Below are 18,256 nucleotides of genomic sequence, written 5' to 3' on the forward strand. Positions count from 1 at the left end.
GCCGATGGTCAGACGCAGCAGAACGGCTCGCCCTGAAAGGCGGGCCGTTTTGCGTGCAACGGGTCGCTCGTTGCAGGACCAAAGCCTGACAGACAAGGGGCTGGCCCCGCCCGAGCGCAAGACCGATCGCATCCTGTTGATCGCCTGCGGCGCCTTGGCGCGCGAAATCCTTGCGGTGAAAGAACGCAACGGCTGGGACCATATGGACCTGACTTGTTTGCCCGCAATCCTGCACGTTCACCCCGAACGCATCACTGACGCGGTCGAAGACGCCGTGACCCGTCACCGCAAGGTGTATGACCAGATCTTTGTGGTCTACGCCGACTGTGGCACCGGTGGACATCTACAGGCGGCTTGCGAGCGTTTGGGCGTCGAGATGGTCAAAGGCCCCCACTGTTATTCCTTCTTCGAAGGCAACGATGCATTCGACGCCCGCAAAGAGGATGAGACTACGGCCTTTTACCTGACGGATTTCCTGGCCCGGCAGTTTGATGCCTTTATCTGGAAACCCATGGGCTTGGATCGCCACCCCGAGTTGCTGGAAATGTATTTCGGCAATTATACCAAAGTCGTCTACCAGGCACAGATCGACGATCCCACGCTGACCGAACGCGCCCGTGAGATTGCAGAACGCATGGGACTGGAATTCGAGCGACGCTTTACCGGCTATGGCGATCTGGAGACCACCATGTCGGCCTGGGCCAAACGCCCCCCGACTTAAGCCGCGGCCAGCGCTACCTCGTTGATCCGCTCGATCATTGACCGAACCCCGTTTGACCGCTGCGCCGACAGATGTTCGTTCAAACCCAGGCGCTCCAACTCGGCCCGTGCGTCCACCTGCCCGACCTGAGACACCGGCACACCGTTGTACAGGGCGCGCAGAACTGCGATCAGGCCACGCACAATCAGCGCATCGCTGTCACCGTCAAACTGGAACACGCCATTTTCGATGCTGGGTTGCAACCAGACCTGGCTGGCGCATCCGTGCACCTTGGTGGCGGGCACCTTGAACGCCTCGTCCAGAGGCTCCATAGCCTTGCCCTGTTCGATCACATGGCGATAGCGGTCTTCCCAGTCGTCCAGGAATTCAAAATCTTCCACCAACTCTTCGAACGCCGCCGTGGCCATGTTCCGTATCCTTCCATCTGTCCAGCTGTGACCTAAGCCGCCCTGTGGTCTCTGTCCAGACCTGCCATGGCTTTTCAAGCGGTTCCAGATGCGGTAACCGAAGGATACGAAAAGACTTGCAACAAAGACGTCAGTACGGGGCCGGTATGATGAACAAACCTCTCGCAGTTCTATTGATCGCGGGGCTGACCCTGTCGGCATGCAACAGCTGGCGCAACTCGCGTGTCAATCCGACCAACTGGTTTGGCGGCAGCACCTCGACCCCGGTCGAAACCACAGAGACGGTCAACACCAACCCGCTGGTCCCCGAGTCCCGCCGCGGCATCTTTGCGCGTCCTGAAGAAGAAGATCGCGGTGTCGCGATCACCAAGGTGACCGAGTTGCAAATCGACCCCACCAACAGCGGTGCAATCATCCAAGTTGTTGGCGTGGCAAATCGCCAAGGGGCCTTTAACGCCGAGCTGCGTCTGACCCCGTCCGAAGAAGATGCGGAAAAAGGTGTTTTGACCTACACTTTCTTTGTGACCTACCCCGAGAACGCAACACCGCAAGGTTCGGAACGCACACGCACCATCCGTCAAGCCATCAGCCTGTCGCGACAGGACCTGCAGAACGTGCGTGTGATCCGTGTGATCGGTCAGGAAAACGTACGTGAGTCACGGCGGCGCGGCTAACCACGCCGGACCCGTTTAGCCCAGTGAAACAACTTTCACGGCCTGACCTTTGGCCGTGAGCGCTATCTCGCCTTCGCACAGGCGCATCGCATCCTCGCCAAAGACCTCATACCGCCACCCGCTGAGCGCGGGCACATCGCGCATGCCGGCCGCAATCGCATCCAGATCCGAACTGGGGGCGATAAGCTTGGCTGCGACGCCTGCGCTTTCTGTCTTGGATTTCAAGAGCACCCGCAGCAAGTCGGCCAACGCCGGGTTAACCTGCATCTTGTCACGGCTTTTGTCGATCTTGGGGTGGTCTTCAGGCGGGCAATCGACACCGCGTTTCACCGCCGCCAGGATCCCTTCGGAAATCGCGCCCTTGCGCGCCTCGCGCAGCAAAAGGCGCGAATTGCCAAGGTCCGAGCCGCTGCGTGGTTTGGTCGACGCCAGTTCAACCAGCGCGTCGTCCTTGAACACCCGGTTGCGTGGGACGTTGTTGGCCTGGGCATATTCCTCGCGGAATTGCGCCAGTTCCCGGACGACGGCCAGAAACTTGCCCGACGTCGTGCGTGTCTTCACGCGCTTCCAGGCATCTTGGGGGCGGATATCATAGGTCGCCGGAGATGTCAGGATGGTGAGCTCTTCGGTGACCCAACGGCTGCGGCCCGACTTTTCCAGCTCGGCCGCAAGATATTCGTAGATCTTGCGCAGATGGGTGACGTCGGCCAAGGCATAGGTCTGCTGCGCCTTGCTCAGCGGGCGGCGCGACCAATCGGTAAAGCGCGATGTCTTGTCGAGCCCCTGCTTGCAGATCTTGCGCACCAGCGTCTCGTAGCCCACCTGTTCACCAAAGCCGCAAACCATGGCGGCGACCTGCGTGTCAAACAGCGGTTCGGGAAACACTTGCGCGTCGATCCAGAAGATTTCCAGATCCTGACGCGCGGCATGGAACACCTTGACCACATCCGTGTTGCGAAACAGTTCGTGCAGCGGTTCCAGCGACATCCCTTCGGCCAGCGGATCCACCAGAACGGCATTCTCATCGCCCTCGCCCGGATATGCCAGTTGTACCAAGCATAACTTGGAATAATACGTCCGCTCCCGCAGGAACTCGGTATCTACAGTGACATAGGGGTGCTGTGCTGCCGCCGTACAAAAGTCGGCAAGGTCTTGCGTCGTTGTTAGGGTTTTCATCCGGCCAGTATGTTTTTTCTTCTTGTTTCTACGCCTTCACCCCGGCGTTTCAGGGTCATTGTTACAATCTTATGACTATTCACAAGACTGTGTAAATCCGCTGACCCGAGATTGGTGAAAATCTCACCCCAAGTGAACCGGAGTGCTGTTTTTTTCAGCAAAACGGCGCAAAACCGCCGGGTAAAGGAGGTGTTCTTGCGTCAGAACCCGAGCAGCCAGCGTCTCTGGCGTGTCTTCATCCAGAACTGGCACCCGCGCCTGACCCAGGATTGGGCCATCATCCAATGCCGCCGTCACCTCATGCACACTGCATCCGTGCTCGGCATCTCCCGCTTCCAGGGCGCGGGCATGGGTGTTGAGGCCTTTGTATTTCGGCAAAAGTGAGGGGTGGATGTTCAGCATCCGGCCTTGGAAGTGCGAGACGAAGTCCCCGGTCAGCACCCGCATGAACCCTGCCAGGCAAACAATGTCCGGCTTGGCCTCAAGAATGGGTTTGATCAGTTCGGCCTCAAACGCGGTCCGATTGCCCTTGAACGGGCGATGGTCGACCCAAGCCGTTGCAACGCCACGCTCGGCCGCCTTTTTCAAACCACCGGCGTGCTCGTCATTGGACAGCACCAGGCAAGGCCGCGCCGGGTGGTCACCCACCATACTGTCGAGCAGGGCCACCATGTTGGAGCCCCCACCCGAGATCAGGATCGCGACGCGTTTGTGGCTCACAGCAACTGGCCCGAATAGGCCACGCCCGGAGTGCCCGTGACGGTGCCCAGGCGCGAGACGCTCTCGCCCGCCTCACCCAGCAATGCGGTCAGCGCATCAGCCTGCTCTGCATCGCAGACAACGATCATGCCAATGCCGCAGTTGAAGGTCTTGAGCATCTCGCTCTCAACGATACCGCCGGTCTCGGCCATCCATTTGAACACGGGCGGCAGGTCCCAGGCGTTCAGGTCGATCTCGGCACCCATGTCGTCAGGCAGAACACGCGGCAGGTTTTCGGTCAGACCACCGCCGGTGATATGGGCCAGCGCGTGAACACCGCCTGCGCGGATCGCGTCCAGCACGGATTTCACATAGAGCCGCGTGGGGGTCAGCAGAACCTCACCCACGGTGCCTTCGCCAAAGGGGCAGTCCGAATCCCATGTCAGGCCCGAAACCTCGACCAGCTTGCGCACCAGCGAATAGCCGTTGGAGTGCACGCCATCGGACGCCAGCCCCAGCAGCACGTCGCCCTCGGCGACACCAGCAGGCAACGTCGCGCCGCGTTCCATCGCGCCGACCGAAAATCCAGCGAGGTCAAAATCACCTTCGGGGTACATGCCAGGCATCTCAGCTGTTTCGCCCCCGATCAGCGCACAGTTCGAACGCACGCAGCCCTCGGCAATGCCTTCGATGATGCGGGCAGCGGTTTCGGTTTCCAGCTTGCCGGTGGCGAAATAATCTAGGAAAAACAGAGGCTCGGCGCCTTGGCAGACCAGGTCATTGACGCACATGGCCACCAGGTCAATGCCCACACCGTCCACCACGCCGGTGTCGATGGCAATCCGCAGCTTGGTGCCAACACCGTCAGTTGCCCCCACCAGGATCGGGTCGCTATAGCCTGCATCCTTGAGATCGAACAGGGCGCCAAAACCGCCCAAACCGCTCATCACGCCCGAACGATTGGTACGTTTGGCGGCGGGCTTGATCCGGTCGACCAGCGCGTTGCCTGCATCAATATCCACGCCTGCCTCGGCATAGGTCATCCCGTTCTTGCCCGCTGTCATCGGTCCATCCTCGTGAGTTGCTTGCGCGCGGGTTAGTCGATTGTGGCCTTGCATGCAACGGTCAGGGGTGACCCCGGGGGGAAATAGCCGGTTTTCCGCAACCACGGAGGGCGGAAAATTTTTGCCGATGGCGCCGCGATAAACCTTGGCGGCGCAAAGACTTTGTTGTAACCACCGCCTGTTCCTGGGGGATTAGCTCAATTGGTTAGAGCAGAGCGCTCATAACGCTTTGGCTGGGGGTTCAAGTCCCTCATCCCCTAGGATAATCCCCTCTCCATCACATTGCCTTGCCATCGCTGGGCCCTTTGACCCATGACATTTGTGGCAAAATCGGCCATAATCGCGGCATTTCAGCAAGGCGATTTGAGATGAAGCAGGCGATTGTCATAATACACGGCATGGGCGAACAAATCCCCATGCAGACCCTCAACACTTTTGTCGATGCAGTCTGGACCACGGACACATCACTGGTGAATCAAAGCAAACCGGACCCCAATACGGGCGCTGCGCGATCCGAGAATGCATTCTGGGCCAAACCGGACAACCGCAACACATCGAGCGAGCTGCGCAGGATCACCACCGAACGGGATGACGCGGGCAACTATACCGATTTTTATGAATACTATTGGGCGCATCTGATGCATGGCACGACGTGGGAACATGTTCAGAGCTGGATCATGGATCTTTTGCTCCGCAACCCCCTTAAGCGGGTGCCAAGGCGGGTCTTTCATGCCTGGGTGGTTCTTTGGATCATTGCTGCGGTCACAGTGTATTTCACGCTCAAGGGGATGTTGCCGTCGGACGGCGTGCCCCCCACCGCCACGCAGGCAATCCTGTCCGGGATCGCCGGGCTGATCGTGGCCAGTTTTGTGTCGAACGTGCTGATCAAACGGTTCGGCGACGTGGCCCGCTATGTCAAGGCGCTGCCTCCCAACGTGGACCGACGGCAAGAGATCCGCAAAAACGGGGTGGACCTGCTGCAACGGCTGATCAAGTCCGGGGAATATGACCGGATCGTTGTTGTCGCGCATTCACTGGGCACGATTGTGGCCTATGACATTCTGTCGATGCTCTTTGCCGAACACAACGAGCTAGAGACCCTGAGCACCATCGCCAAGGGCGCCCAACCCGAGCGCGAAAAGCTCGAAGACATGATCCGCGATGCCGCTGGGCTGCCCCTGTCGACCGGAGCCGATGGTTCAGGGCGCCCAATGGACGTCGACGCCTATCAGGTGCAACAGGCAAAGGCATTGGCCGAGCTCCGGGCGCAAGGTGGCTCTTGGATCATCTCAGACTTCGTCACGCTGGGGTCGCCCCTGACACACGCCGAGTTCCTGATGTCCGAAAGCCACGCGGATCTGCGCAAACGGCAGGCGCATCGCCTCATGCCGACCTGCCCGCCGATGCCCGAACATGACGGAACAACCAAACTGCGACACGTTTCATACGACCCTGACTACACCTCAAAGCGCACCCCGGCACATCCACGACAACCGCATCACGCGGCGCTGTTTGCCTACACGCGCTGGACCAACCTCTATTCGGACGAGCTGCTTTTGCTGACAGGCGATTTGATTTCAGGCCCCGTCGGCCAAGCCTTTGGCGCTGATGTTGATGGCACCGTTGTCAGCGGCATTCGCGACATCGGCGTTTTGCCTGCACTGACCAAGGACGGCAAAAAAGCGGACAAACACCACCGCACCTTCTTTTCGCACAACAACTATTGGAACCCGAAAAAGGGCAGCGACACGGGTCACCCCGACGTGCCCCATCACATCGCCGAGCTGCGCCGCGCACTGGCGATCCTGCAACCCTGACCCAAAAGGTGAAACATGCGCTTTGTCGAACGAGATCGAGTGGCCCCACCCAAATGGTTCGCAATGGAAGAGGCCCGCAACAACCGGTTCATGCTGGTCGACTATTTCGGGATGGACGAAAAGAGCCTGAGCCAAACCCGCAGCTTTGAACCCGTCGAGTTTTCCTACACAAAGGACAGCTCGCAACTGGAAGTCGCCGAAGCTCTTCACTCTCTCTTCGAAGGGTGTTGTGCATTCTGTGAAAGCGAACTCTCCGCCGGGCTAAGCGTGCATCGTTTCCGCCCTTCTTCAAGCGCCACGCCAGTAATGGATACCAGTTCTGCTCACCTCTATTACGCGTGGCTGGCCGAAGCATGGCAGAACCTTTACCCGATTTGTGAGAATTGCCGCCCCAAAGACCCGTTTCACTTTCCGGTAACATCGAACCGGCGCGCTCCGTTGCCCCAGCACGAGGATCTGGTGGCCTTTGCCGAGCGAGACGATGGCCGTTGGCCCAGCTTTCCACTGGATGAAAACCCGGTGCTGGTCGATCCCTGCTATGACCGCAAGCTGTGGCGGCATTTCAGATTGTTCCCCCACGGACTGCTGGATGGCCGCGACCGGCGCGGTCGCGAAACGATCGAACACTTCGACCTGAACCGCGCTGACTTGCAGGCCGCGAGAGAGGCAACATTCGAATGGGGCACCGAACGCGTCAAGGAATACCTGACGAACGCCAACGCCACGGCACCAACGGCGTTGCTGGACCCCGGCCGACTACCGCATTTCGGCGGTTGGCGGATCGCCCTGCGTGAACTTCTGGGCAATGCCCTTGGCCGCGCCCGCCCGTCCGACAACCTTGGGCGTGAGTTGAACCGCCTCAAGGATCTGCCAGACGCCATGGACAGGTTCAACGATGCGATCGGGCAGCTGTCGGCAGCGGAACACCAGTGGTACGTGGATGATGCGATCAACCCCGAAGAGCAATTGCGCGCAGGCATGGGCATCCGGGACCGAACCTATGACTTGCCCAGCAAGGTTGAGATCCACAACTACAAATCCCTGGAAAAGATCGAAGTGTCCCTGCCAGATCCCCCCAAAGACAAGCCGCGCGCGGCCCCGTCCCTGTTGATCCTGGGCGAAAATGCCGCCGGCAAGAGCACGATCCTCGAAGCGATGGCCCTGGCCCTCATGGATCCGGGCACACGGCGGGCCTTGCGGGGGTTGGACCCGAACAAGATGGTTCTGGACCCCAAGTATCTGGGTGGCGACGCCGATCCATTGGAACTGGCGCAGGTTCTCGTTTCTTATGGGGATACGGACGACAAGACCCTGACCATTCGTCGCGCGCAAGACAACACGCTTGCCGGGTTCCGGGACGATGGGATCAAGAACGCCCTGCCCGTCTTTGCCTATGGGGCGTTCAGGCAATATCTAACCTCGGAGCGGCGCCATGTACGTCATCGCCATGTGCGTTCCTTGTTTGAGCCGGACGAACTGTTGTCGAACCCGGAAAAATGGCTGGTGCGGCTGAGCAACGATGATTTCGAAATGGTCGCGCGCGCGCTGCGCGATGTGTTCAGTATCGAGGGCGGGTTCGACGTGCTCGAACGCGACGAAAAGGAGGTCTATATCGTGGGCGCCATCGGCTCGCAGCCCGATGGACCCAAGACCCGAACACCCTTGTCCTTGGTGTCATCGGGGTTCCGGTCGGTGCTGGCGATGCTCTGCGATGTGATGCACGGACTGATGAACAAGAAGATCAACCCGTCGTTTCAGACGCTGGACACCGCGCGCGGGCTGGTGCTGATCGACGAGATCGAGGCGCATCTGCACCCGCGTTGGAAGGTGTCGATCATGTCCGGGTTGCGCAGCGCCCTGCCCGGTGTCTGCTTCATCGCCACCTCGCACGATCCGCTCTGCCTGCGTGGTATGGGCAAGGACGAGGTTCTGGTGCTGGAACGGGTACGCGAGGTCAGCGAACAGGGGTTGCCGGTGCACACGCAAACATTGGTGAACCTGCCGGACAACAAGGATTGGACCATTCAGCAGCTTCTGACGGCAGACTTTTTTCAATTGCAGTCCACCGAAAGCGGCGAGGCCCGCAAGGCGCAGGCCGAGGTCGAGGACAAGCTGGCCCGAGGGGTGCGCCCCGAGGACGATCAGGCAGTGCGTGACTATCTGTCCGAGATGAGCGCCGCCCTCCCCATCGGCGACACCGAAGTGCACCGCCTTGTGCAACAGGCCATCGCCGAATTCCTGGCCCGGCGGCGAACGGTCACACAGAACCGGTTGCGTGATCTGCGTGACGAGACCAAGAAGCGCATCCTTGCAGCGCTTGAGGGGGTGTGATGCGATTCGTTCAACGCAGCGATGAGGTGCCTGAGGATTTTGAAGGCCGCGCAAAGGATGAATTTGACGACGTCCTGGCCCATCGAAATGACCCGACCAAGACCAAGAGCTTTACCTTCAAGACCTACAAGCGGCCCGAGATCAAACAGCTCTTGCAGGACATGTTCCACGGCAAATGCGCCTATTGCGAGACCTTTTATTCCGCCTCCCAGCCGATGGATGTCGAACACTACCGTCCCAAGGGCGCGGTATCCGAGGATGACGACCATGATGGCTACTGGTGGCTGGCGATGAAGTGGGACAACCTGCTGCCGTCCTGCATCGACTGTAACCGCAAGCGCAAGCAGATCACCCCTGTGGGGGACGTGCGCCAAGTGGCGCTGATCCAAAACGGAACACCGGAGTTCAGCCAATCCAAAGTGCTGGCCTCGGGCAAAAAGGACAGCTTTCCGATCACAGAAACCGGCGAGCGGATCTTTGACGCTCCGACCGGGGCCAAGGACAACCTGATCGCCCTGTCCAGCCCGGGGTTGCTGAAGGAAGAACCGCTGTTACTGAACCCCTGCAACGACCGGCCCGCGGCGCATCTGACGCATCATTTCACCTCGGTCACGGACGGCGTGGATGGCGCGCGCCCTGCGCCGGTGTCCTTTATGCTGCCCGCAAAACTGGCTGACGGCGAAGGGGATATATATCGCGGCGACGACGACCTGAGCCTGAAGGGCGCGGTATCGATCCATGTCTACGGCCTCAATCGCCTGAATCTGGTACAGGCAAGAACCGAACTGTTGCGGCGGCTGGAGTTCCTGAAATCCGTCATCGTCCAATTGCACGCCCTAGCCGACGAAATTGAAGAGGCCACAACAACTGAGGCGCATATTTCCACCCTGCTCGCCAAAAGCACGCAAAAGATTCGTGCCTTGGCCGATCAGATCACCGAGGAAATTGCGGTCATGGCCCGGGACGACGCGCCTTATGCCAGCATGGTCCAAGCCTGGCGCGCGACATTCAAGAGCGAGTTGGCAGGCTAAGCAGTGCTTGAAAGCGCAGGCGCAAACGTCAGCACATGTGGACAGCCTGCACTTGCCTGCGCCAGACAAGTCACGCATTCCTGCCACGGTGGCATCAGCGTCCGATCACGATGTCGGCGCAAAGACCGCCGAGGTCCTCGCTTTGGCCCAAACGCAACGTGCCGCCATGCGCGCGCGCGATGTCTGCCACAATCGCGAGGCCCAACCCGACGCCCGAGCCCTGGTTCTGATTGCGGGCGGGATCCAGGCGCGAAAAGGGTTTGATCGCCTCATACTGCATCTCGACCGGGATGCCCGGCCCGTCATCTTCGACCCTGAGCCTGAGAGATTTCGGGGTCATCACGACGCTGACCCGCGCCCGCGTGCCATAGCGGACGGCGTTGCCAATCAAGTTCTCGACAGCACGCCGCATCGCCAGTGGTCGCAACAGGATCTCGCCTTCTACTTGGCATTCACCTAGTGAAACATCGCGTCCGGCCCGTTTCGCATCCTCAACGATCCTGCGGATCAGATCAGACGGATCGATCAATTCGGGCGTCGCCTCGGTCGTGCCCCGTGAGAACTCCAGGAACGCGTCCAGCAGTTGCTGCATTTCATCCACATCCTTGAGCAGCAATTCTGCATCGTCCTCGTCCAGCATCGACAACCCCAGCTTGAGCCGGGTCAATGGCGTGCGCAGATCATGGCTGACACCGGAAAGCATCATCGTGCGTTGCTCGATCTGCCGCTCGATTCGGGCACGCATGTCCAGAAACGCACTGCCGGCAGCACGAACCTCGATCGCGCCCGAAGGCCAATAAGGCACGTTTCGCCCCCGGCCAAATGCCTGGGCTGCATTGGCCAACCGCGTGATCGGACGTAGTTGGTTTCGCATGTAAAGGAACGATATCGTCGTCATCAAAACTCCGAAGAACACCATCGTGACGATCAACTGATGCGGCGCTGCGGGGGACAAGCGACGGCGGTCGAACGACACTTCGACCGGCCCCAGATCGCTGTCGATGTAGACCTGCGCCAACCGGCTGTTACTGAGCGCAACAGCCAGTGTCCCTTCTAGCCGGGTATGAAACGTCTGCGTCACGATCCGCCCGGTATAGTCGTACCAACGGCGCGTATCCCTGTCGGGTGCTGCCTCGTCATTGAGGAACCGAACCTGCATGTGCAACGCTGCCAAAAACGGGCGCATCGCGCTTAGCATCTCGTTTTGGGTTTCGGCGCGCGCGGCCTGATCCCCGATCATCTCGATCTCTCGCACGATGGTCAGCGTCATCTGCTTGGTCACGTCCTCCAGGTTGCGCTGGATGAACGCGACCGAAACCACCAACTGCAGCACAACAACCGGCAGAACCAGGATCAGCGCAGCCCGGCCATACAGGCTGCGCGGCATATAGTGTTTGAGCCAACCGAAAGACATGCGCTAAGCCTAGCGGGCAGCCAAGCCAAGAGAAAGACCAGATGATTCAAGCACCAGACGATTTTGATCCCCCCGTTGGTCAGCCGATACAACTGGCCCCCGGCGTCCGCCGCATTCTGGCGCCGAACCCCTCGCCGATGACTTATCGTGGTACCAACACCTACCTCATCGGGGATCGAGAGCTGGCGGTGATCGACCCCGGCCCGACCTCGCAAGAACACCTCGAAGCGACCTTGGCCGCGCTGGAACCGGGCCAGAGCATCAGCCACATCATCGTGACCCACACCCACGTCGATCATTCCCCCCTCGCCGCCCCTTTGGCTGCACGCACCGGTGCCAGGATCTGGGCTTTTGGCGGGGCCGAGGACGGGCGCAGTGCAGTCATGTCCGAACTGGCACAAGCCGGGCTGGCTGGCGGCGGCGAAGGGATCGATAAAGGGTTCCACCCTGACGTCACCGTTGCAGATGGCGAGGTGATCGAAGGTGACGGCTGGGAACTTGAGGTGATCCACACGCCGGGCCACTTGGGCAATCACATCGCTCTGGCCCTCGGGGACGCCTGCTTTACCGCCGATCACGTGATGGGATGGGCCAGTTCACTGGTCTCGCCCCCAGACGGGGACCTGACCGACTTCATGAACGCCTGCACCCGCCTGCGCGCCCGCTCCTGGTCGGTGTTCCACCCCGGCCACGGCGCCCCCATCGACGATCCTGCGGGACGTTTGGACTGGCTGATCGAGCACCGCCTGATGCGCGAGGCGCAAATCCTGACCGCACTCGACCAAGGGCCTGCCACGGCACGCGGGTTGGCAGAACACATCTACACGGAAACGCCGCCCGCCTTGCTGCCCGCGGCCGAGCGGAACGTCTTTGCCCATTTGGTGGATCTGTTCGGAAAATCCCGGGTGAAACCAGCGGGCCAGCTAGCGGCCACAGCCGAGTTTTCAAAGCTCTGATGAGCCTTTCCAAGGGTGCGTAAAAAAAGTTCTCGAATTCGGTGAAAATTTTCTGGACGGTCGAAAGTCCCATTGCTATACGGCGCGAACCGTTCCGGCGTAGCTCAGCGGTAGAGCAGTTGACTGTTAATCAATTGGTCGTAGGTTCGATCCCTACCGCCGGAGCCAAATCACCCGCAAGGGCTTGATTTCAAATAAAAAAGCGACCCAACCCGGGTCGCTTTTCTCGTTTCGGGCACATCGAATGGCACTCCGCGTGGCACATGCTGGCACAAAGGGAGTCACACCATGCCTCGGAGTCGAAGAATCCCCCACCTCGAATACCGGAAATCCGGTTACGTCTGGCGCCGCCGCCTGCCGCGGAGTCTGACCTGCCGCGAGGCAGAATCCATCCCCGCGCACCGCGCCGAATCCGTGTCCGAATCCCAGCAGAAATGCCTCTCCGATTCGACGAAAATCCTGTTTCGCAGCTGTCGCCAAAAAGCATCAGATGTGCCGCAAGAGGCTGGAAATCTGCGGGAAATACTCAATTTCGGCCCTTTTTCAGAGGATTCAAACCTAAGGAAATCGGCCAATCGCAAATTTCTTTTGCTTTCCCTGAAAACCCATGGCTATGCCGCCGCCCGGGAATTGGCCGAGCGCCTTACCTCCCTCGCATCCCTCGCTTTTCACTACGCATCGATCGACATGACCCTGACGGCTTCACAAGTCTCCGACATCCTGACGACGCTCGCCCGCTTCGAAATCGAAGCGACCGATCGCATCCGGGCATTGGAGGATCAACGCACCCCCGAAGCGGCGGACTTCGTCCTTCGCCGGGAGCGCGCGATCCAGAATACGCTCAGGGAAGCGCTCCTCCTGAGAAATCGGGAGGTGGCGCGCCTGCCCTTGCAGCATGTCGCGGAGCAACTCGGCATCGAGCTGCCCGAGGATGGAGAGGATTGGAAACTCCTGGCCTACGAGGCCACGCGGGTTCTTCTCAATCTCAGCGAAGAGCGGGAACGCAGGGAGCGAGGCCTGTTCAACGGACCAAGCCCGTTTTTCACCCAGGCCATCGCGCCGCAACCTGTTGAAACCATGCACTGTTCCCTGGGCATGGCGTCGGTGGGTGGCATAGCGATGACACCAACCCCATCCACAGTACAGGATCCACATATGACCCTATCCCCAAGCGCACTCTGGCAAGGCGCGTCCTCCTTCTTCCGTGCAGCCACGTCCGAACACCACGTCCCGGAGCCGAAGCAGGAACCGGCCGCAGAGCCCGAGGCTGTGGTCGCGAAGCCATCGCCACCTGGCACGCCGAAACTCGAAACCAAGGCCAAGCCCGAAGAAAACGATCCCCTTGCCGTAGCTGCCGAGCGCGTTGTCCTGAAAAACTGCAAATCCGAGACCATTGCCGCCCTGAAGAAGGGTTCCAACATCACCATCTCCGAGGCATTCGACGCCTACTTTGATCTCAAGTCCCAAGGTTATGGCGAAGAGTGGGAGAAGTTCCAAAAGCGCAACCCGGATGCCGGAAAAAGATGGACCAAGTCCACCTTGCCGGGCATGCGAACCGGGAAAAAGATCTGGGTCGATCTCCAGGCAAACAAACGCTTTTGCAAGGCGCGCAAAGACGACGTGGTAGATTGCATCACGGTGATCCAGGGCATTCCCAAGCTCCATGGCAAATCCAAGGAGCTTTCTCCATCAGGTGGTTACCGCGACCTCGTAGAGCGTGTCCCGTTCATCGAGCAAAAGAATATGAATGACGCCGAGCTGGACTTGAAACGAAAGGGCGTGACCGATCAGGCCGCGGTCGAGGCGGCCCGGCGGAAAAAAGCTATTCCTCCCTTGCGGGGTGAAACCTTCTTCAAACATGTTCGGGCGATAAACAGGGTTGCCAAGATGTTGATCGGGCTGGGCATCGTCCAGGAAAACCCGTTTTCAAGCTGCACGTTCACCAACGCAGAGGAAAAGAGCTACAAGGCTGGTGAAGCAAAAATGGCCCGGCAGAGCTGGGATGATAGGGCCGAAAAGCTCTTTGACACTCCCGTTTTCCATGGAGACACCCGCGACGAGGGAGATCCCCTGTTCTGGTCTCCCCTGCTCGGGTTTCTCCAAGGGCTGCGCGGCGAAGAAGGCCTGCAGCTCGGCCCTGATGATTTCGGGGAGAAGAACGGGATCCACTACATGCGCATCCACAACGGCCCGGGGAATTCCGTCAAATCGGAAGCTGGCGAGCGCGTCCTCCCGGTCCACCCGGCCCTGATCGAACTCGGGTTGATAGATCTCGTCGAATTGCGCCGCAAGCAGGGCAAACGTCGCCTCTTCAGCAACCTCCGGCGCGGTCAGACCAAGGAAACTTTCACCGAGATCTTCACCAAGGAGTTCACGCGCTACCGGCAGGCTCACGATGTCTACTGGCACGGTCTGGACCTGCACGCCACGCGGACAACCTTTCACCACGACCTGATGGATCTCAGCACACCTGGTTACATCCGGCGCAAGCTCATGGGTCACGAGCCGCTCGACGAAGGCGAACGCTCCTACGCCCAGAACGGGATTTCCCTGGCGACCCTCCACGAGACCGTTTCCCGGATCCGTTTCAACGCTGCGGCCATCCAGAGCCCGATCCGCAAGGGTGCGAAATCCGGGACCCAGAAACGGGCCCAGGAACTCGGTCTTCGGGCCATCTGACCTTTGGGTGGCCCTGTTTCGGGCAGGGCACCCCAAGCCTCACCACTCAAACACACGACAACCACAAACCTACCGACGTGCGGGTGATCTCTCACCACGCAACACTCAGGCCTTTGCCTGGTCAAACCTCAATCCAGGAGATCAAAATGAACGAAATGAAAATCCGTGCAGACGCGAGTGACTGCAAACTCAAGAATATCTTTGCCGAAGTCATGTTAGACGACGGTGTGCGCTTGAAGCTGGCGCTCTACTACAAGGGTGGGGAAATGACGCTCTCGGTCACCAGGTGCTTCAAAAGGCCACTCGCTGACTTCCAGACGTTGAAGCTCCCTCTGTTCGAAGACAACAACTTCTTTGACGAATTGCTTCGACTTCAAAATTTTATCGGTCAGTGTGAAGCGGTTTTGCCGGAGATATTTCTGTTCATGAGATCATCGGCAGAACAACTACAACTGCCAGAAGTTCAACGAGGTGAACTCGTGGCCAACATCAGTCTCCTGGAAAAGCTTAGCGGCGACGATTTTGCTCTCAAACATCTTCGGCGTGAGCAGAATGTAGCTTGGAGGATCGAGGCTCTTCAGTCAGAAAAGGACAACTTTTTGAAATCAGCCATTGGAACAATGACCAGCTTGTTTCTGCTCGACGCCACTAAACTGGACGAGTCTCCGGAAATTCCAGACCTCCGCACCGTCGGCAGGTTGGTTTTCGACGTACGAAATTTTGAAGCCTTGGTTCACGAGTTGGAGAGACGAAAAAATCTGCCCCCTCAGGACGGAAATGGAGACTCTGCCGGGTGTCCAACGGGCTTACCGTTCAAGGAAGTTGGAGTTTCATCGATGTAACCTCCGCCCTGGCTGCGGCCAAGCACTTCGAGAACATGAACAAGGCGCCGGGAATTTCGGATCTCCGGCGCCATTTTCGTTTCGACAAGGGTTCTATCAGGTTTCACCAACTCGTCCGGATATTACCCCTGCACCTTGTTTACAGCGTGCTTTCACCGGACACTCAAGGCAAGTTGGCTGTCGTGCGCGGCACACGAGGGCCGCGAAATCAAGGACTGCCCAGTTTACTTCGCACGGGTCACCGGCTTGGACCAACCACTGACCGGCGGCCTGGAGCCAAGGATCGTGACGAATGTCCGCCAATCGCCGCGGCCGAACAAACCGTTCCAAGACGCGCGCCATGTTGACGTCAACAAGAGGACGGGCTTGTCCATGCTGGAACATTAGAATTGCGTTTCCCACGTATTGGCCAACCGCGGGAACACCCCGAAGCTCACTCTCGACCGAAGGAAACACCCCGTCGTGTTCAGCAGCATAGGTAGCCAACGACTTAATTGATTGGGCCCGGCGTCGCCAGAGACCCAGCGGTCGAAGGACTTCTTCGAGTTCTGAAATCTCACTTCCCGCAAGGGAATTCCACGTGGGGTAGCGTTGAAAAAAGCTGGTATAAATCGTTGCTACAACCTCGGCGCGCGTTCTCTGCAGGAGAACCTCGACACAAATTTTCTCATATTCTTTTGCCGCATCTCGACGCCAAGGAAGATCGCGACCGTGAACCTGGTACCAGCGCACGAGGTCCTTTCGAAGTCGCGATATTTTTCTCTTTTGCCCAGTTGTGAGCTGGTCGCGCCTGTTTCCACTCTTCTTGGCCATAGCGATACCTTAGCCGTCATGACGTAGCGTAGTCGAGGTAACCTCGCCGATCAGCGGCCTCCAGGATGAATGCCATTCGCCAGAAAATGTCCTTGACACCTTGGCTTAACACTGGCGTTCGAGTATTGCCTGCTTACTGGCGTAGGACGTCTTGCTTGGAGAAATTTGAATGAACAAGACGCCCGAGAAGTTGCGGAGCGTAGATCTTTTTGCTGGATGCGGCGGTCTATCTCTTGGCTTAAAGCAAGCGGGCTTCTCGCACGTGCTCGCCGTGGAAAAATCCGAAATGGCCGCGGAAACGTTTTTTCACAATCTCGTAAAGCGATTGGAAACAGAAGACGAATGGCCGGGATACGTATCAGATTCTATCGACGACCAATTCGTCAGGGGTTTAGTTGTAGGCGAACTCCAGAAAGTTTTAGACAGCGATAGGATCTTCGAAAGCCTTCGTGAAAAGGAAATAGACCTTGTTGCTGGTGGTCCACCCTGCCAAGGATTCTCACTTGCTGGGCGAAGAGATCCCTCTGACAAACGGAATGACCTTCCCTGGCAATTCCTCGAATTCGTTGAACGTGTACAACCAAAGACGGTCGTCATGGAAAACGTCGCGGGAATGCGGCAGGCCTTTCGAAAACACGGGAAGGCTTCTCCATTTGAAGAATTGCAACGCGCCCTCGAGGAAACTGGCCGCGGTTACAAAGTACAGCCGATGGCACTTAACGCGAAGCACTTCGGTGTCGCTCAAAACCGGCCTCGAGTATTCTTGGTTGGCTTGAGAGCGGATCTCGCTACCGACAACATGGTCTTCACTGCCGAAGCCTGGGACTCACATCGTGACTTGGACCCCGCCAGCGGCGAAGATATGCGACCAACCTTAGCTCCATGGGCAACGCATGGCTTGCCCGAAGGAACAGAGCTTATACCCTCGTGGGACGCGATTTCTGATCTGGCGTTTCACAAGAACACGAACTCCGCATTTGTCTCCCCGTATGTCAAGGATTTGAATGGGCGAGTTTTGGTCCCTGCATCCCAAGCCCTCGCGGGCGCGACGGCCAAGGTGCTTCGTAATCACGTTAGGCGAAAGCACGGGGAAAGGGTTCAGGATCGCTTTCGCCTCTACCACCAGTTCTCGGAATACAAGATCGACCCCCTGATTTTGACGGTGTCAGCTGACACCGAGATGAGCGCTACGCAGAAACGGGAATTCGTAACGTTGAAAATTTCACAAGCCCAAGAAAAGTTTGGGTTTGATAAGAAGACCGCGCGAAAGCTGATTGAAGACAGCCTTCGCCTCGGAACCAAGAAGCACAGCCAAAGAGCCCTGAACCCAAAACAGCCAGCCCCGACAGTTGTTAGCCTTCCAGATGACTTCGTACATCCCTTCGAAGCTCGTACTTTGACCGTGCGAGAACTGGCCAGGTTCCAGTCATTTCCGGATACTTTCGAGTTCCGATCAAAAGAAACGACTGGCGGTCCTCGGCGAAAATTCGAGGTTCCTCAATACACGCAGGTTGGAAACGCCGTACCTCCACTCCTCGCAAAGGCAATTGGCAACCACCTTCGGGCGATCCTGAGCCAAAACCAATGCAACACGGAACAGGACAATCAACTCGCCCAAAGTGCGTGAAGCGA

The 18,256-nt window shown here is 58.6% G+C and carries 15 protein-coding genes and 2 tRNA genes; 11 read left to right on the plus strand and 6 right to left on the minus strand.

All coding sequences use genetic code 11. The annotated features are described in order from the left end of the window. The first annotated feature begins 4 nt into the window (after positions 1-4). Entirely contained in the window at positions 5-721 is a 717-nt protein-coding gene (locus tag TRM7615_RS14355) for a DUF1638 domain-containing protein (protein ID WP_108788720.1), read from the plus strand. Here TRM7615_RS14355 and TRM7615_RS14360 read toward each other — a convergent pair. Beyond that, the gene (locus TRM7615_RS14360; protein WP_108788722.1) at positions 718-1,128 is read right to left on the minus strand and encodes a SufE family protein; all 411 of its coding nucleotides are present in this window, start codon (positions 1,126-1,128) and stop codon (positions 718-720) included. The two genes, TRM7615_RS14355 and TRM7615_RS14360, sit on opposite strands and share 4 nt — an antisense overlap. A gap of 149 nt (positions 1,129-1,277) precedes the next feature. On the opposite strand from TRM7615_RS14360, the gene TRM7615_RS14365 reads away from it, so the two are divergent. Beyond that, positions 1,278-1,802: a hypothetical protein gene (locus tag TRM7615_RS14365; protein WP_108789094.1), complete on the plus strand. Its 525-nt coding sequence runs from the start codon at positions 1,278-1,280 to the stop codon at positions 1,800-1,802. Positions 1,803-1,817: 15 nt separating this feature from the next. Here TRM7615_RS14365 and rnd read toward each other — a convergent pair whose 3' ends face one another. The 3 genes from rnd to purM form a co-directional block, all read right to left on the minus strand. Beyond that, positions 1,818-2,978 (minus strand): ribonuclease D, encoded by a 1,161-nt coding sequence (rnd, locus tag TRM7615_RS14370; RefSeq protein WP_108788724.1) that lies wholly within the window; start codon positions 2,976-2,978, stop codon positions 1,818-1,820. 123 nt (positions 2,979-3,101) lie between these two features. Beyond that, positions 3,102-3,698 (minus strand): phosphoribosylglycinamide formyltransferase, encoded by a 597-nt coding sequence (gene purN, locus TRM7615_RS14375; protein WP_108788726.1) that lies wholly within the window; start codon positions 3,696-3,698, stop codon positions 3,102-3,104. Further along, the gene (gene purM, locus TRM7615_RS14380) at positions 3,695-4,741 is read right to left on the minus strand and encodes a phosphoribosylformylglycinamidine cyclo-ligase (protein WP_108788728.1); all 1,047 of its coding nucleotides are present in this window, start codon (positions 4,739-4,741) and stop codon (positions 3,695-3,697) included. The genes purN and purM overlap by 4 nt, the downstream gene beginning before the upstream one ends. A gap of 186 nt (positions 4,742-4,927) precedes the next feature. Between purM and TRM7615_RS14385 the strand changes: the two genes are divergently transcribed. From TRM7615_RS14385 to TRM7615_RS14400, 4 genes are all read left to right on the plus strand, one after another. Then, a tRNA-Ile gene (locus TRM7615_RS14385) sits at positions 4,928-5,001 on the plus strand. A gap of 108 nt (positions 5,002-5,109) precedes the next feature. Continuing rightward, positions 5,110-6,558 (plus strand): hypothetical protein, encoded by a 1,449-nt coding sequence (locus tag TRM7615_RS14390; RefSeq protein ID WP_165821442.1) that lies wholly within the window; start codon positions 5,110-5,112, stop codon positions 6,556-6,558. Between the two features lie 15 nt (positions 6,559-6,573). Further along, positions 6,574-8,889: an AAA family ATPase gene (locus TRM7615_RS25340; protein ID WP_125133690.1), complete on the plus strand. Its 2,316-nt coding sequence runs from the start codon at positions 6,574-6,576 to the stop codon at positions 8,887-8,889. Then, positions 8,889-9,920, plus strand: a complete 1,032-nt coding sequence (locus TRM7615_RS14400; protein WP_108788732.1) for an HNH endonuclease family protein — start codon at positions 8,889-8,891, stop codon at positions 9,918-9,920. The genes TRM7615_RS25340 and TRM7615_RS14400 overlap by 1 nt, the downstream gene beginning before the upstream one ends. Before the next feature lie 94 nt (positions 9,921-10,014). Here TRM7615_RS14400 and TRM7615_RS14405 read toward each other — a convergent pair whose 3' ends face one another. After that, the gene (locus TRM7615_RS14405) at positions 10,015-11,334 is read right to left on the minus strand and encodes an ATP-binding protein (protein WP_108788734.1); all 1,320 of its coding nucleotides are present in this window, start codon (positions 11,332-11,334) and stop codon (positions 10,015-10,017) included. A gap of 44 nt (positions 11,335-11,378) precedes the next feature. Here TRM7615_RS14405 and TRM7615_RS14410 point away from each other — a divergent pair, with 44 nt between their 5' ends. The 4 genes from TRM7615_RS14410 (at position 11,379) to TRM7615_RS14425 (ending at position 15,811) form a co-directional block, all read left to right on the plus strand. Beyond that, positions 11,379-12,290, plus strand: a complete 912-nt coding sequence (locus tag TRM7615_RS14410) for an MBL fold metallo-hydrolase (RefSeq protein ID WP_108789098.1) — start codon at positions 11,379-11,381, stop codon at positions 12,288-12,290. A gap of 93 nt (positions 12,291-12,383) precedes the next feature. Beyond that, positions 12,384-12,458: transfer RNA gene (locus tag TRM7615_RS14415), tRNA-Asn, on the plus strand. A 120-nt stretch (positions 12,459-12,578) separates the two neighbouring features. Beyond that, positions 12,579-14,969 (plus strand): site-specific integrase, encoded by a 2,391-nt coding sequence (locus TRM7615_RS14420; RefSeq protein ID WP_125133691.1) that lies wholly within the window; start codon positions 12,579-12,581, stop codon positions 14,967-14,969. Between the two features lie 146 nt (positions 14,970-15,115). Beyond that, positions 15,116-15,811 (plus strand): hypothetical protein, encoded by a 696-nt coding sequence (locus tag TRM7615_RS14425; RefSeq protein ID WP_108788738.1) that lies wholly within the window; start codon positions 15,116-15,118, stop codon positions 15,809-15,811. Between the two features lie 96 nt (positions 15,812-15,907). On the opposite strand, the gene TRM7615_RS14430 is transcribed toward TRM7615_RS14425, so the two are convergent. After that, positions 15,908-16,624, minus strand: a complete 717-nt coding sequence (locus tag TRM7615_RS14430; RefSeq protein WP_108788741.1) for an HhH-GPD family protein — start codon at positions 16,622-16,624, stop codon at positions 15,908-15,910. A 169-nt stretch (positions 16,625-16,793) separates the two neighbouring features. Here TRM7615_RS14430 and TRM7615_RS14435 point away from each other — a divergent pair, with 169 nt between their 5' ends. Continuing rightward, positions 16,794-18,251, plus strand: a complete 1,458-nt coding sequence (locus TRM7615_RS14435) for a DNA cytosine methyltransferase (protein ID WP_108788743.1) — start codon at positions 16,794-16,796, stop codon at positions 18,249-18,251. The last annotated feature ends 5 nt before the right edge of the window (positions 18,252-18,256 follow it).

The sequence above is a fragment of the Falsiruegeria mediterranea M17 genome (assembly GCF_900302455.1).
Classification (GTDB): domain Bacteria; phylum Pseudomonadota; class Alphaproteobacteria; order Rhodobacterales; family Rhodobacteraceae; genus Falsiruegeria; species Falsiruegeria mediterranea.

Excerpts from the sequence above, each read along its gene's own strand:
- TRM7615_RS14355 (WP_108788720.1), top strand. The coding sequence starts at position 5 with ATGGTCAGACGCAGCAGAACGGCTCGCCCTGAAAGGCGGGCCGTTTTG.
- TRM7615_RS14360 (WP_108788722.1), bottom strand. The coding sequence starts at position 1,128 with ATGGCCACGGCGGCGTTCGAAGAGTTGGTGGAAGATTTTGAATTCCTG.
- TRM7615_RS14365 (WP_108789094.1), top strand. The coding sequence starts at position 1,278 with ATGAACAAACCTCTCGCAGTTCTATTGATCGCGGGGCTGACCCTGTCG.
- rnd (WP_108788724.1), bottom strand. The coding sequence starts at position 2,978 with ATGAAAACCCTAACAACGACGCAAGACCTTGCCGACTTTTGTACGGCG.
- purM (WP_108788728.1), bottom strand. The coding sequence starts at position 4,741 with ATGACAGCGGGCAAGAACGGGATGACCTATGCCGAGGCAGGCGTGGAT.
- TRM7615_RS14390 (WP_165821442.1), top strand. The coding sequence starts at position 5,110 with ATGAAGCAGGCGATTGTCATAATACACGGCATGGGCGAACAAATCCCC.
- TRM7615_RS25340 (WP_125133690.1), top strand. The coding sequence starts at position 6,574 with ATGCGCTTTGTCGAACGAGATCGAGTGGCCCCACCCAAATGGTTCGCA.
- TRM7615_RS14400 (WP_108788732.1), top strand. The coding sequence starts at position 8,889 with ATGCGATTCGTTCAACGCAGCGATGAGGTGCCTGAGGATTTTGAAGGC.
- TRM7615_RS14405 (WP_108788734.1), bottom strand. The coding sequence starts at position 11,334 with ATGTCTTTCGGTTGGCTCAAACACTATATGCCGCGCAGCCTGTATGGC.
- TRM7615_RS14420 (WP_125133691.1), top strand. The coding sequence starts at position 12,579 with ATGCCTCGGAGTCGAAGAATCCCCCACCTCGAATACCGGAAATCCGGT.
- TRM7615_RS14425 (WP_108788738.1), top strand. The coding sequence starts at position 15,116 with ATGAACGAAATGAAAATCCGTGCAGACGCGAGTGACTGCAAACTCAAG.
- TRM7615_RS14430 (WP_108788741.1), bottom strand. The coding sequence starts at position 16,624 with ATGGCCAAGAAGAGTGGAAACAGGCGCGACCAGCTCACAACTGGGCAA.
- TRM7615_RS14435 (WP_108788743.1), top strand. The coding sequence starts at position 16,794 with ATGAACAAGACGCCCGAGAAGTTGCGGAGCGTAGATCTTTTTGCTGGA.